The following is a 13,754-nucleotide window of genomic DNA, read 5'->3' as shown; positions in this document are numbered from 1 at the left end:
ATTGGTTTTTGCCCGTTGCTCGTCCCCGCAGGGCGCCCCTCCCACATGGATCGACACGAGATGACGTTGAATTACATCGCCGGAGAATGGACCGCCGCAGCAGATGCTGCTCCGAACGTGAACCCTTCGAACACGAACGACATTCTCGGGGACTATGCGCTTGCGTCGTCCATCGACGTCGAGCGAGCCATCGACGCAGCATCCGATGCGTTCCGGAGTTGGTCACGCTCGACCATCCAGACCAGGCACGACTGCCTGAATGCGATCGCGACCGAGCTCCTCTCTCGCAAGGAGGAACTCGGGCGTCTGCTCTCCCGCGAGGAAGGCAAGACACTCCCGGAAGGGATAGGCGAGGTCACGCGCGCCGGACAGATATTCCAGTTCTTTGCCGGTGAATGTCTGCGCCTCACGGGTGAGAAAGTGCCGTCGGTTCGTGCGGGCGTGGACGTCGAAATCACGCGAGAGCCGTTGGGCGTCATCGGGCTTATCACGCCCTGGAATTTCCCGATCGCAATCCCCGCCTGGAAAATCGCTCCAGCACTGGCCTACGGAAACACGATCGTATTCAAGCCGGCGGAATTGGTGCCGGGATCGGCGCACAAATTAGCCGAGATCATCGCCCGCTCGGGGATCCCGTCGGGAGTGTTCAACCTCGTGATGGGGCGCGGCTCGATCATAGGCGAAGCCATGCTGAAGAGTCCCAAGATCGCGGCCATCTCGTTTACGGGTTCGGTCTCGACGGGAAAACACGTCGCCCGAGCCTGCATGGCCTCCGACCCAATGAAAACAGTTCAACTCGAGATGGGCGGTAAGAATCCCATGGTCGTACTGAACGACGCTGATATCGACGTTGCCGTTGAATGGGCGGTGAACAGCTCCTTTTTCTCGACCGGTCAGCGTTGCACCGCCTCGTCTCGCCTGATCGTAACGGATGGCATCCACGACGCTTTTGTTGCTGCGATGACGAAACGCATGATATCCCTCGTCGTGGACGATGCATGTAAGACCGGGACTCATATCGGTCCGGTCGTCGATCAACGCCAGCTCGACCAAGATCTACGCTACATCCGCCTCGGCCAGGATGAAGGCGCCAGGCTCGTCACCGGAGGCGAGCTGTTGAAACGGGATGCGCCCGGCTTCTACTTGTCTCCCGCGCTCTTCACGGACGTTGACAACGGAATGCGCGTCGCTCGCGAGGAGATCTTCGGGCCGGTGGCGACGGTGATCCGCGCTAGAACCTACGAAGAAGCTCTCGAAATTGCGAACGATACACCGTTCGGGCTGTCTTCCGGCATCTGTACGACGAGCTTGAAATACGCGAGCCACTTCAAGCGCAACGCTCAGGCCGGGATGATCATGGTGAACCTGCCGACGGCGGGCGTTGACTATCACGTACCGTTCGGCGGTAGAAAGGGTTCGTCCTATGGACCGCGCGAGCAGGGCCGCTACGCTGCCGAGTTCTACACGACGGTGAAGACGTCCTATTCCTTCGACGGGACCGTCTGAAGCGTTGCGACGCCGACATGGGAAATCGGACCGGAATGCGCCCGCCGCATTCCGGTCTCAGATGATGGACATGTCCGCTGCGTGGCCGATCTCAAGCGCACCGGCCAACTGCCGCAGGGCCCATTCGAGGTCTTCGAGCCGCTCGGGAACGCCGATCGAAATCCGCAAGCCGGAGATCAGCGTCGGATCAACAAGCAGAGCGGACGTGGGCGTGGTGATCACGCCGCGCTGCAGCGCCCGTGCGGCAACCTGTTCGACGGATTCGCTCGGAAGATCGAGCCAGACGTGAAAGCTTGTCGGATGACCTGCCCGGACGTATGGGCGCAGAATCTGCGAAGCGAGCTTAACTCGATTTTTCGCCTCTTGGATCAGAGACTGGCGAACCCTCGCAGCCGTGCCGTTTTCGATCCACTCAGAAGCGATCATGGATGAGATCGGGGAAGCCATCCAACAAGTTGCCCGCATAGCCTGATGAATGCGGGGAATGTATTGCTCCGGCACCACCAGCATGCCCAGCCTGAGGCCGGGCGCCAGGCATTTAGAGAGGGTGTTGACGTAGAACGTCCGCTCCGGCGCCAGGGATGCCAACGGAACGCTGGCCACGTCAAGGAAGCCATAGGCATCGTCTTCGATGATCAGGATGTCGTGCTTGCGCGCGATCCGAACGATTTCCTGCCGACGCGCCGCACCCATGATCGCGGCGGTCGAACTCTGCACGGTCGGCATCGTGAACAGCACGCGCGCGACGCCGGAGGCCGCCGCCTTCTCGAACGCGTCCGGAACGAGGCCTTCCTCGTCCATAGCAAGCCCGACCAAATCGAGCCTGGCGAAATGAGCGTAGGATTTCATGCCGTGATAGGTGGTCGCCTCGACGAATACCTTGTCTCCGGGCTGGCAAATCGCGCTCAGGGTCTGAGAGATACCGTGCAGCGCGCCGTTGGTGATGACAAGATTGTCGGGTGATGTGTCGAAGCCGGTCTCGCGCAACAACCTGACAAATTGATTGCGGTGCTCGAGTACGCCCGATTGCGAAAGGTAGCCGACGTAATTTGAGATGTCGCTGGGAAAGGTCCAGGTGCTCTCGGCAAGGACCTTCGGCAAGATGGAAGGACCCGGTATGTTCAGGCTGAGGTCGACGACCCGCCCGCGCGCCTGAGACTGCTGTCGTTGTTCTGCGACAAAAGTCCCTCGACCCACGTGACCGACGAGCAAGCTCCTGCGCTGCCCCTCCGCGTAGGCCTTGATCACGGTACCGACGCTGAGACCAACACGCTCGGCCAAGTGGCGTTGCGTCGGAAGCTTCGTCCCGCTCGCAAGCGTCCCTGATGAAATGTCCTTCTCGATCGCCTCAAGCAAACGGAGAAAGGCGGGAGCGTTGCCGGGTTGTATTTCGGGGTACCATTTTTGCATAGTAGTCACTTATCTTACAGGACCTCGACTTCCGAAGCCCAGCTCGCGATCGCGAATTTGGGCGAGAAGTTGCTGATTTTCAACAGATTTGAGAGGCCCGTCCGGCCTAGCCATCCCGAAGTGAAGTGGCCGGCCGGCGTCGCGAACGCCCCACGTACACCACTACAAGGCCTTAACAGAAATGAGCTCCGTCTTTTCGTCGGCCATCATCGGATTACGCAGCGGCCGACCGAAGGCCTCGGCTTCCACCTCGAAGACGTCGCCGCTCTGCGGCATCACTCCTGAAGCGAAGCTCAAGACGCTCGCACCGAAGAAGTGCACGTGCACATCGCCGGGCCGACGGAAATGACGATACTTGAAATGATGGTGCTCGAGGTTGCCTATCGCGTGGGACATGTTGTCCTCGCCCGAGATGAACTTGCCGGACCAGACCGTCGAGCCCGACCGCGTCACGCGGACGCTGCCGTTAACGTCATTCGGCAGTGGACCGAGAAGGACCTCTGGGCCGTAGGAGCACTGCCGCAACTTCGAATGGGCGAGATAAAGGTAGTTGCGCTGCTCCATCACGTGATCGGAATACTCGTTGCCAAGACTGAAGCCCACGCGCAACACTTCTCCCCGATCGCCGACCACGTAGAGGCCCACGACCTCCGCTTCGTCTCCGCCATCTTCAGCCCATGACGGCAACCCCAACGCATGTTCAGGAGGCACTGCCCATGAACCGTCTCCCTTGTATGCCCACTCGGGCTGCGCTCCGATGGTGCCAGGGCTCGGCTTGCCGCCGTCGAGGCCAAGTTTGAACATCCGCATCGTGTCGGAGAGATCGGCAGCGGCCAACTTCGCATGCATGGCGTCGCGCGACTCGGCGCTTCCGAGATGGGTCAGACCCGTCACCGAAATGATGCAGCGGGAAGGCTCCACATGATCAAGCGGCGGGAGCAGTCTCTTCTCGGCGATGAGCTTATCGTAGTCGACTTCTCCGTCAAATCCGCGTTCCGAAACAAGTTGTTCCAAAGACGCACCCCTACGCGCGGCTTCGAGTGCGAGGTCCCGGACGCCCGCCGCATTCCTGACTACGACCGGCTGGGCGCCATTCTTTAGGATGGCGCCCACCTGCCGACGTCCCTCCGCAGTATTGAATTGGATCAATCGCATGACCGGGCTCCCTAAACGTCGGACGGTCGCAGGCGACCGCTGAGGATGTGCAGCGCTTCGAATAGGTAGTAGCTGCCGAAGATCAATTCGGCGTTGTTGATAAAATCCTCGGGTCGGGAATCTTCTCTCTTGTTGAAGCACCCCTCGACCAACATGCCGACGGGCCTTCGGTCGTCGGACCGTACCGGCGTGAGATAGCTTCCCACTAGCGCAGTCGCGGCCTTCTCCGCGGCGGCGCGATATTTCCGACGCAGGCTCTCGGACGGCGCGATCGAGCTCAACTTCAATAAAGTCGACGCCATGAAGGCGGTAGCCGCGGTGTCCCGTTCTGTGTTCGGAGCCGCCGGATCATCGAAATCCCAGTACGAAACGCCGTCGGCGGGCACGTGGTCTATCCACCAATCCGCCCCCTTCGTTGCGGCGGCAAGCAAGCGCTCGTCAATGCCGCCCGAAAGGCAACTGATCGTCGCGCCCAACACGCCCCATGCCTGTGCCCTCGCCCAAACGCTGTTTGCGCCGTAACCCTTGTGGGTGTAGCGCTCCAGAAGCTCTCCCGTCTTCGGGTCTAGTTTCGAGGATTGGATGAAGGCGCCATCCTCGCGTTGATGAAGCGCGAGCACCCTGGATGTGTGACGCGTAGCGATGCCCTTCATCTCCTCGTCACCGGATTCCCGCGCCGCCCAGAAAAGCAACAGGGAAACCACCAGGCTGTCGATGCTGCTCGCCGTCGCGCCGACGTGCGCGCCCTCTTCTGCCCTGGCTCCCAACGGAACCAGACCGAGCGAAGGATCGAAACGTTGCTTGAGGTCGTTCGCCGCAGCGAGACCCATCGCGCGAGCGGACTCGCTCCCCGCAAGCAGCGAACCCAGTCCGGCGCCATAGTAGAAGGTAGCGGCTTTGAAGGCCGTGTCGGCGGTCACCCGTGGAGCGAGGCGCGCACAAACGGTCTCGGCCAGGCGACGATAGGGCTCACCGCCACCATCTCGGGAAATCAGCCACAGCATTCCGAGCCAGTAACCACCCGTCCAATCCCCATTTGCGGTCGTCCGCCATATGCCGGTATTCGGATCGGCCCAATGAGGAAATCCCTCGCCTACCTGTCGGGCCGTCCCATCGATGCGCTCTTTGACGAGGTTGATCGCCTCATCCCAGCTTCTAACCATTTCTCGTCCTCATAGATCGCATTGGCGCTGTTCCCACTGGAGCGGCGCATGGCAATCCTAAGCTTGCATGGATTTTGAGATAGTTCAATTGTAATTTGAGATAGTCCATCTGGCGGGACTTAAGCTGAAATACAAGAGTTAAATTGGCTACCCCACTGGTGGGGACACAAGGTGGGGAACCCGTCTCGGCGGTTGAAGGCTCGGCCCGGTGGACACCCCGTTCAGGCATTGCCATGCCTCAAAGCACCTCCATGGCAGCCGTTTGGGCATCGCGGCAGAGATCCAATAGGTGGTGCCAGCGCGCTACATTGAGGGCCCGCGCAAGGGCATGTCCATCAGCCAAGTTCCGCGCTCCTCGCTCGCGAGTCGCGGCCGCAACTGCGCATCCTGCGGCTTCCTTCGTCATCAGCATCGAGCTGGTTTTTGCCGACGAATTCTTTCGGCCTCGCGTGCGTTCCTGCCGATTAACACGCAGCAGGGGGTTTCAAACTGACACGTCCAACGCTTGTCCATGTGATCCGCTGCCCCTTGTGGAACTGCGCGGCGCCGGATCTACTTTCTCACCACTTGCTACGATCCTTGGCCATCATCCGGACGGGTGCACTGCCAGCCCTTCACCTCGTCCGAGGGAGCGCGCATCCAGACGTCGTATTCCTCTGTCCTCTCGCGGATTACAGGCATGGCCTTCGGATGAACGCGCCTACCACAGCATTGGGGCTCCGTAGTGAGGAAGGCGTAGATGTCAGCGGTGACCTCGTCTTCCGCGAATGGCCCGGTGTGGCTGCTCGATCGGTTGACCCATCACTGCGACATCGTCGAGACCGGAAATGACGGCTGGTGATTCAAAAGCCGCCAGACGATGACGCAATGGGTGGCGTCGCACGCCATGACATTGGCCGGAAGCTAAAAAAGAGGCCGCTGCTGGAGTTCTCCAACAGCGGCTTGAGTCGAGGGAGGAAGCAGACGAGGCCGGTCTGCCAGCGGAGCCGACCTGATCCAGAGAAATCGGCAATGGACTTTGGGCTGATTGACTTCTCGCGTTCAGATCTCGTCGGAATATGCGCCAGCCAGCAAAGTTCAGCGTGCGCTCACATCTAGACCGGGCTGAAAACACGTATAAGATCGATAAAGGATACAGATGAGCAAAATTGGGTAGAATGCCGTGAACGTGGCAGCTGTCGGCAAACTTGCCACTCTTCTGCCGGTCGCCCGTAAAGGCGCGTCCTTGGAAATCTACGCACCATCTTTGCGCAGCCTTCCGAAAGGCTCCATGCTCGTCATGACCACCTTGCCTATTATCGACTGGAACGACTGTCTCCTGCGAGACTTGCAAACCGTTCCCAAGGGAAGGCATACCGATATTTACGCGGCGATCATGATGATCGATCCGTTCGCGTGCTGGGAGGACTTTGCCGAGGCGTTGAAGAATGCTGGAATCCTCGGAGTAATAAACTTCCCCCCTGCCTCCATGATTGAGCGGTCCATGGCTGGCGAGCCGGTCGATACCGGCCAGGAGCTAGAACTCCGGCGTATGGAATGGTTTACGAGTCTGGGATTCAAGACGTTGTTCGCCGCTGCCGAGGATTCTGAAATCATATCGGCAGAGAGGCGACTTGGTTCGGATCTCCACGGTGTTGTCTATTTGCCGGAAAAGGCTCTTGAGCTGAGGATTTGCGACGAGATGGAGCTCGTCAGCCTTGGCCAGCAGGGGTCGTCGATGCCGAAGTTCGCGCTCTTGGACGAGACGGCTTCAAAGCGGCCGGTGCCCCAAAATTGACGGCGACTGCTACTCCAAGATCCTCAGCTTCTTGATCTTGTTGTAGAGCGTTTTTCTTGAAAGCCCCAGAGAACGAGCCGTCCTCCCGCGGTGCAGCCTGTTTCGTTTCAACCCTTCGATGATCCATTCGCGCTCGGAGAATGCCGATGCGGGCTTGGCGGGTAACGCCGCATTCAACAACGGCTTGAGGACCTCGGCGACGATATGGGTATCCTTCAGCGCTACAAGTTGACTGACGATCTGGCGCAACTCCCTCAAATTTGCGGGCCAATGATGGCCCGCTAGCGCCAAGAAAGCAGACTTTTCTATCGCGAGCGTTTGCGCGTTCGAATCCCCCTTGGCCTCAACTGTAAAATGCTGAATGAGCTGCGGAAGGTCCTCTAGCCGGTTTGGCAAAGCGGGTACTTCTATGTCGAGCCCAACAAAGAAGGCAACAAGGCGAGGACATAGAACACTTTCCAAGCCTGCTCCGCGAGCTACTGTTGCAGTTGCGACGATCCGGGCGTTCGAGCTTACAACGGATACGCCGTTCAGCGCCGTGAAGCTACCCGTCTCGAGATAGTCGGCAAGGCGCTCTTGCCCATCCCGCGACAGCTGATCGACATGCATCAGCAAGAGCGTAGAATCGCTCGCGGCTTCCAGGAGCGACAGTTGGCGTCTTCTGTCCTCATCTCCCTCCATGCCGAACAGCGCACCGACCGTATTGATTGGCTGACCCGGCCGGCAATAAAACAGCGCCGCCTTTGTGTTTTTCCGGTCGCTGAAGGCATGAATGAGACTCGCTATTCGTCGCTTCCCTGATCCCGCCTCGCCCCACACCAGCACCGGATTGGGATTGCCTGCCAAGCGCCTTGCGGTCTCGAGCACGCGCTGCATGATGGAGGACTGCGCAATGATGCCGTGCCTGAACCCGCTCAACTGGAGCTGGCGCTCGAGGAGATCGACCCTCTCTCGAAGCAAGTGAATGGTCTTGAAGCCCGAGGTGACTTCAAGGACCGACATTTCCAGTGGGACGCGGTCGAGCGAGGAGCCGCCGATGAATCCCTGGATACCTGTTTCGCGGCAGATATCCAGCAATTCGTCCGGCTTCGTCATAGGTCCGCCGCCAAGCAGGCAGATCACGCTCTTGTCGATGGATTGAGCCGCGCGTGCAACCGCGCTCGTGCGAGCAGCCAGCTCTGATAGGCTGATCGATGGGTCGGACCCGCTTTCGACCCCCCGGTTGAGATTGAAGTTGATGCAGATGGCCTCAACTCCAGCTTCAACCATGCGTCTTGCTTCGGACTGGGTGCGGGTATAGCCGATCGTCATCAGGCCACGTCTTGCCGCCTTCACCAGGAGTTCGATTTCCCGCTCATAGCCGAGCCCGCACTTTTCAAGAAGCGACCTCCTATAGCTGTCGATGTGGATGACCGAAGGGAAATTTGTCACACCTGAAAAGCCCCACCTGATGATGCGTTCCAGAAAGCGGTCGATATCGAGCTGTGGATCGAAGATACAGGCTCCAAAAAAAACCGGCAATTTCGTGCTGGGCAGGATCTCGGTCCGGCCGAAACTGGCCACGAAATCGTTGCTGTTGCGGACTGGAAGAATTGAAGCCGGCGAAGAGCCTCCCATCGCGCGAAAACGGCCGGCGTTAAGCGCAAGCACGAAATCTGCCCCAGCGCGTTCGGCGGCTCGCGCTGTCATGCCCGATCCAATTCCCGCGCCAAGCACAAACGAGCGCGAGTTCCGGAAGAACTGCCTGATCCCGCCGCCCTTTACCTGGTCCGCCCGCGTGTGCATACCGGCCCTGCCTCCTGCACGGCAGGTCCGAAAACTAGCTCCAATTTGTGGGCGCGTGCAACCGTCGGAGCGCTTTTCCGTTCGTCATGAAGAGGTGGCAGTCCACCGGCGAAGCCGCGAGACGGACCTTGCCGGACCTGTTGGCCGGCTCCGATTTCGGTGCCTTTGCAACCACGGCTTCGGGTCCAGCGTTGCCGTAGAGGTAGGTGACGCTGCCAAGATGCTCAACGAAATCGACGTCAAGCTCGATGGCGACCCCCTTCTTCTCGGCCGCGGACGGAGAGAAATCATCCGGCCTGATTCCGAGGATGACGGATTTGCCGACGAGCAATTTATCCGGTTGGACCGGGACGGATATTGTCGCACCCGCGTCCAGTCTGACGTCCATGCCTGACTCGTGCGCCGCCTCGATCTTGCCATTGAGGAAGTTCATCTTGGGCGATCCAATGAAGCCGGCCACAAAGCGAGATGCCGGATTGTGGTAGAGATCATTGGGGCTCCCCACTTGCTCGATATCGCCATCCTTAAGAACGACGATCTTGTCGGCCATGGTCATCGCTTCGACCTGATCGTGGGTCACATAGATCATTGTGTTTCCAAGCTGCTTGTGAAGCTTCGCAATCTGAACCCGCATCTGCACCCGCATTTCCGTATCCAGGTTGGACAGGGGCTCGTCGAACAAGAGCACTTTGGGTTCACGCACAATGGCCCGGCCGATCGCTACCCGCTGCCGCTGCCCGCCTGAGAGTTGTCGAGGTTTGCGATCCAGCAGATGGTCAATTTGCAATAAACAAGCCGTGTCAGCGACTCTCGCGTGTATCCGGGCCCTATCAACCTTGGCTATACGCAGAGGGAACGCGAGGTTCTCTCGCACGGTCATGTGTGGATAGAGAGCGTAGCTCTGAAACACCATGCCAAGGTTGCGATCGGCCGCGTCAACATCGTTGACGAGCTTGTTGTCGATCAGCAGCCGCCCTCCGCTAATTCGCTCCAGTCCCCCGATCATTCTCAAGAGCGTGGACTTGCCTGACCCCGATGGTCCGACGAAGACGACGAATTCCCCATGATCGATTGTCAGGTCTATATTCTGTAGGACGGGGATACTTCCATACGCCACCTTCCAGGCGGACATCAGCCATTACGCTCTCCTTTGTCGCGAGCTGCCAGCAATCATCGGCGGCACCTCAATCTCCCTCAGACTTGACACGATGAAATCGGGCGGAATCAGCGATGGGTCCTCTCGTGCCGGCACACCGGTCGTGACCAGCACGGTCGGAAGACCCGCCCGTTTCCCTGCCTGAATATCCGTCTGTATCTGGTCGCCGATCAGCAAGGTGGAACCGCGAGCTGTCCGCAGACGCGAAAGTGCAGTCTCGATCATATGCGCCTCGGGTTTACCGACGATCAGGGGTTTCACTTGCGTGGCAGCAGCGACAGCCGTGATCATTGCGCCTGCACCGGGCTCGAACCCGTTGTCGGTTGGCAAGAGGAGATCGGGATTCGTCCCTATCAATGCGGCTCCGTTCAAGATCGCGTCGACCGCCGTCCGCATCTTCTCATGCGTGATCTGCCGATCGAGCCCCATCAGTACGACCTCGGGCTTTCGGTCGGTAGTCTCGAGACCCACGCCGGCGATGGCCTTCACTAGGGATGGCGCACCGATAACATATACGCGCGTCACGTCTGGGTATTTCGCGCGGATGAGTTCCGCAGCCGCGATAGCGCTCGTCACCACGTCTTTCGGCGTGGTGGCAAGGCCGAACGCTTCCAATTTGCGGACGACGTCCTCCGGAGTGTGCGTTGAATTATTGGTCACGAAGCAGACCGGCACTCCGGCCGCCTGCCATCGCCCAAACGCCGCCATGGCGTCTGGAATCGCGGCGTTCCCGCGATAGACTACGCCATCCAGATCCGAAATGATCCCTTCGACTGGCGGCCAGTTGAGGTGAGAGCCTGCACTAGCCATTCATAAGCATCCCGCCGTTCACGTGAACGATCTGCCCGGTCATGTAGGAAGCTGCAGGACTGGCGAGGAAGACGGCTAGCCCTGCGATATCCTCCGGTACTCCTACCCGTCCCAAGGGGATCCGGCCGCTGTGGCGCGCTTCCGTCTCCTCGCGCGGACGGCCATGCATTGGCGTGTCGATGATCCCTGGCGCGATCGCATTCACGTTAATGTTCAGGGGAGCGCATTCGTAGGCAAGTAACTTCGTGACGTCGTGAACGATCGCTTTGGAAAGACAGTAATCAGCTCCGCCGGCCTGGTAGTTGAACACGGCCCCCTGCGAGGACAAGGAGGAGCCAACGTTGACGATGCGCCCGCCCTTGCGTTTCATGAAACGCTCGATGGCCATTTTTGAACAGCGCAGGACTGCGACCGAGTTGATCTGGATGGTACGCTCAATTTTCTCCGCATTACCGTTCAGGAGCGGCTGGGCAGATTTGATACCGGCATTGTTGACCAGCACATCGAGCCGGCCAAAGTGCTTGCTAACCTCATCGAGAACCTTGGCGACATCTTCCTCGCGGGCGACATCCATGGCCATGGGCAATACGCCATTGCCATAGGGCAATCTTGCCAGAGTGTCTCTGAGATTCTCCAGATTGGCGTCGGTGGCGACGACGTTCGCCCCGCCTTGGCGGAATGCATTTGTAATGGCAGAGCCAATCCCACCACCGGCCCCGGTAACGAGCACCGTTCTATCTGACACTGAGAACTGTTCGGTCATTCCAACTCCAAGATCGTTTGGGACTTCAGAAACTCCTCAACGGCCTGGGCCGTCGGCATCGCGCTTTGAGCGCCGCGTCGTGTAACACACAAGGCTGCAACGGCCAGCGCTTTCCTCACCGCTTCCCTTAAGGGCAAGCCTTGAGCCAGTGATGCGGCGAACGCTCCGTTAAACGCATCTCCTGCCGCTGTGGTATCGACGACTTTCACCGGGAACGCGCGCAGCGCAAAAGAGCTCGTTGCATCGGCATAGTAGGCCCCCTGCGCACCCAAGGTGATGAGCGCTGCCCGTGGCCCAAGATCAAGAAGCTTCGCAGCCACGCTCGCGGCACTCTCGAAGTCTTCCACCTCGATCCCGGTCAGTTCGAAGGCTTCCGTCTGGTTCGGCGTGACAAAATCGACACTTCTCCACGCCGCGACTGAAAGTCCGGGTCTTACCGGCGCCGGGTTGAAGATGAGCTTGAAATCCCGGTCGGATTTCATCTCGAACAGCCGATTGAGCGCTGGTGTCGGCATCCCCATCTCAGCCACGACGATTGCTTCTCGGTCGAGGAATCGCGTCGCGCTCTCGATCATGTCCGGCGTCACCTTGAGATTGGCGCCCGGGTCTACGACGATCATGTTGGAGCCATCGTCACCGACAATAACCAGGGCTGAACCCGACACCTCACCCGCACAGATCTCGATGGCATCCGCGCAAACACCGGCATCGCGCAGCGACTGCAACAGTAGTCGTCCGGTATCATCATCCCCTAGACGGGTGTAAAACTTTGGCCGAAGACCAAGCCGGGCAGCGGCAACAGCCTGATTGGCGCCCTTCCCCCCGGGGGTGCGGGCCAACGCTCCCATGAGGCTTTCACCCGGCGTCGGAAGGCGCTCGACATTGAAGCAGAGATCGAGATTCGTCGTTCCGAAAAACATCAATGGCCTAGCGCTCATTTTACGGCACCGAATGTGAGGCCGCGTTCGAGGTGACGTTGGCCGATGATGATCAGAATGACGGGAATGATCATCGTCACGACCAGCCCTGCGGCCATAACAGGGTAGAACTGCACGCCCGGATTGAGCAGCTTGAGAAGAGCGACCGTCACTGGTGCCTTTGTCGAGCTGAGGATCAGACCGAGAGCGAAGTTGTGCCAAGCGAGCAGGAAGATGAGCGACGAGGCCCCGATGACGCCCGGCTTCAAAAGCGGCAGCACGATGTGCAACACAACCCGGACCGGTTTGGCGCCATCCATGGCAGCCGCCTCCTCGATATCTTTCGGGATGTCTTCGATATAGGAGCGGCTCAGCCAAACAATCATGGGCAATGTAACGACCTGGTAGACCCAGATCATCCCGATATAGGTGTCATACAGTCCAATCGTCTGAAAGACGCTGAAGAGCGGGATGACGACCAAAAGGACCGGGGCAAAGCGGAAGCCCAAAATGAAGAAGGCAATGTCTTCCTTGAGAGGTATGTCTCGCCTCGCCAGGACGTAGCCGGCGGGCACCCCAACGAGCAGAGAGACGATTACGGAGCCGAGAGCAATGACGACGCTGTTGGTGATCGGCGTCAAGAAGTCGACTTTGATGGTGCCATAGCTGGTCGCTCCGGCCTGGGCAACATCAAACAAGACACGAAAATTCTCCAGCGTCGGCATGAAGAGGAAGGTTGGCGGCCAGGTCATGACGTCAGCCTGCTGCTTCAGCGACATCATCACTATCCAGACGAGTGGAAAGGCCAAGACCAATGCGCAAATGCCGACGAGCAGGTTTAGAATCAAACTGGTGGAGGTCGAGCGCTTGACCAGGGGCAAGAGAATGACGGGCCGCATCACACGCGCAAGGAAGACTTCAGTTGCGAACAGCTTGGCAAGTGCAAGACCGAATGCAGCCTCCGCAAATACCGCCGATCCGGCGTAGATAAGAGTGGCACGAATGCTGTTCCAAAAGTCGCTGGTCTTGATCAGTGCTGCGTAATTCTTGAGCCCAATGAAGTGGACCAGCGGGCGACCGAACTTGAGATCGGTCAGCGACTGAAAGACGCCATGGAAAAACAAGAAAAGAAAGCCAAGAAGTATGATGATGGTGGGGGCTATCGCGCTAATGCTCCACCAATCAAGACGCAGCTTTTCGGCGCGCCTGACGGTCTCATCTCGTGGCGGCGCAAGTTCGCTGGCCGAAGGCTGCAGCGTCACGATTCCGTCGGATCCTCGAAGGTCCATCTCACTGTATCTCTAAAATGCGA

General features: G+C 59.0%; 11 protein-coding genes. 2 read left to right on the top strand and 9 right to left on the bottom strand.

Going from position 1 to position 13,754, the window contains the following annotated elements:
- Positions 1-60: 60 nt before the first annotated feature.
- Positions 61-1,506 (top strand): aldehyde dehydrogenase family protein, encoded by a 1,446-nt coding sequence (locus tag ABIC09_RS31655; RefSeq protein ID WP_354111721.1) that lies wholly within the window; start codon positions 61-63, stop codon positions 1,504-1,506.
- A gap of 57 nt (positions 1,507-1,563) precedes the next feature.
- Here the strand turns inward: ABIC09_RS31655 and ABIC09_RS31650 are convergent, their stop codons facing one another.
- The 3 genes from ABIC09_RS31650 to ABIC09_RS31640 form a co-directional block, all read right to left on the bottom strand.
- A complete protein-coding gene (locus ABIC09_RS31650) occupies positions 1,564-2,916 on the bottom strand; it encodes an aminotransferase-like domain-containing protein (RefSeq protein ID WP_354111720.1) in 1,353 nt (450 codons plus the stop codon).
- A 162-nt stretch (positions 2,917-3,078) separates the two neighbouring features.
- Positions 3,079-4,071, bottom strand: coding sequence for an AraD1 family protein (gene araD1 / locus ABIC09_RS31645; protein ID WP_354111719.1), 993 nt, complete (start codon positions 4,069-4,071; stop codon positions 3,079-3,081).
- A gap of 11 nt (positions 4,072-4,082) precedes the next feature.
- Entirely contained in the window at positions 4,083-5,234 is a 1,152-nt protein-coding gene (locus tag ABIC09_RS31640; protein ID WP_354111718.1) for a glycoside hydrolase family protein, read from the bottom strand.
- Positions 5,235-6,402: 1,168 nt separating this feature from the next.
- Here ABIC09_RS31640 and ABIC09_RS31635 point away from each other — a divergent pair.
- Complete coding sequence (locus tag ABIC09_RS31635; RefSeq protein ID WP_354111717.1) at positions 6,403-7,011, top strand: hypothetical protein; 609 nt, start codon at positions 6,403-6,405, stop codon at positions 7,009-7,011.
- A gap of 9 nt (positions 7,012-7,020) precedes the next feature.
- Here the strand turns inward: ABIC09_RS31635 and ABIC09_RS31630 are convergent, their stop codons facing one another.
- From ABIC09_RS31630 to ABIC09_RS31605, 6 genes are read right to left on the bottom strand one after another with little or no spacing between them, the layout of a single operon-like run.
- Entirely contained in the window at positions 7,021-8,796 is a 1,776-nt protein-coding gene (locus tag ABIC09_RS31630) for a phosphoenolpyruvate hydrolase family protein (RefSeq protein WP_354111716.1), read from the bottom strand.
- A gap of 34 nt (positions 8,797-8,830) precedes the next feature.
- Complete coding sequence (locus ABIC09_RS31625) at positions 8,831-9,928, bottom strand: ABC transporter ATP-binding protein (protein WP_354111715.1); 1,098 nt, start codon at positions 9,926-9,928, stop codon at positions 8,831-8,833.
- A gap of 6 nt (positions 9,929-9,934) precedes the next feature.
- Positions 9,935-10,762: an HAD-IIA family hydrolase gene (locus ABIC09_RS31620; protein WP_354111714.1), complete on the bottom strand. Its 828-nt coding sequence runs from the start codon at positions 10,760-10,762 to the stop codon at positions 9,935-9,937.
- A complete protein-coding gene (locus ABIC09_RS31615) occupies positions 10,755-11,525 on the bottom strand; it encodes an SDR family NAD(P)-dependent oxidoreductase (protein ID WP_279669053.1) in 771 nt (256 codons plus the stop codon). Before ABIC09_RS31615 ends, ABIC09_RS31620 begins: the two co-directional genes overlap by 8 nt.
- The gene (locus tag ABIC09_RS31610; protein WP_354111776.1) at positions 11,522-12,445 is read right to left on the bottom strand and encodes a ribokinase; all 924 of its coding nucleotides are present in this window, start codon (positions 12,443-12,445) and stop codon (positions 11,522-11,524) included. The genes ABIC09_RS31615 and ABIC09_RS31610 overlap by 4 nt, the downstream gene beginning before the upstream one ends.
- Before the next feature lie 14 nt (positions 12,446-12,459).
- Positions 12,460-13,704 (bottom strand): carbohydrate ABC transporter permease, encoded by a 1,245-nt coding sequence (locus tag ABIC09_RS31605; protein WP_354111713.1) that lies wholly within the window; start codon positions 13,702-13,704, stop codon positions 12,460-12,462.
- Positions 13,705-13,754: the final 50 nt, after the last annotated feature.

It is taken from the genome of Bradyrhizobium sp. S3.12.5 (assembly GCF_040548225.1).
GTDB lineage: Bacteria > Pseudomonadota > Alphaproteobacteria > Rhizobiales > Xanthobacteraceae > Bradyrhizobium > Bradyrhizobium cytisi.
This window is presented reverse-complemented; position numbering and strand designations above follow the sequence as displayed.

Bases quoted from the DNA above. Each gene is read 5' to 3' on its own strand.
- ABIC09_RS31650 (WP_354111720.1), bottom strand. From the start codon at position 2,916: ATGCAAAAATGGTACCCCGAAATACAACCCGGCAACGCTCCCGCCTTT.
- ABIC09_RS31615 (WP_279669053.1), bottom strand. From the start codon at position 11,525: ATGACCGAACAGTTCTCAGTGTCAGATAGAACGGTGCTCGTTACCGGG.
- ABIC09_RS31630 (WP_354111716.1), bottom strand. From the start codon at position 8,796: ATGCACACGCGGGCGGACCAGGTAAAGGGCGGCGGGATCAGGCAGTTC.
- ABIC09_RS31640 (WP_354111718.1), bottom strand. From the start codon at position 5,234: ATGGTTAGAAGCTGGGATGAGGCGATCAACCTCGTCAAAGAGCGCATC.
- ABIC09_RS31610 (WP_354111776.1), bottom strand. From the start codon at position 12,445: ATGTTTTTCGGAACGACGAATCTCGATCTCTGCTTCAATGTCGAGCGC.
- ABIC09_RS31625 (WP_354111715.1), bottom strand. From the start codon at position 9,928: ATGTCCGCCTGGAAGGTGGCGTATGGAAGTATCCCCGTCCTACAGAAT.
- ABIC09_RS31620 (WP_354111714.1), bottom strand. From the start codon at position 10,762: ATGGCTAGTGCAGGCTCTCACCTCAACTGGCCGCCAGTCGAAGGGATC.
- araD1 (WP_354111719.1), bottom strand. From the start codon at position 4,071: ATGCGATTGATCCAATTCAATACTGCGGAGGGACGTCGGCAGGTGGGC.
- ABIC09_RS31655 (WP_354111721.1), top strand. From the start codon at position 61: ATGACGTTGAATTACATCGCCGGAGAATGGACCGCCGCAGCAGATGCT.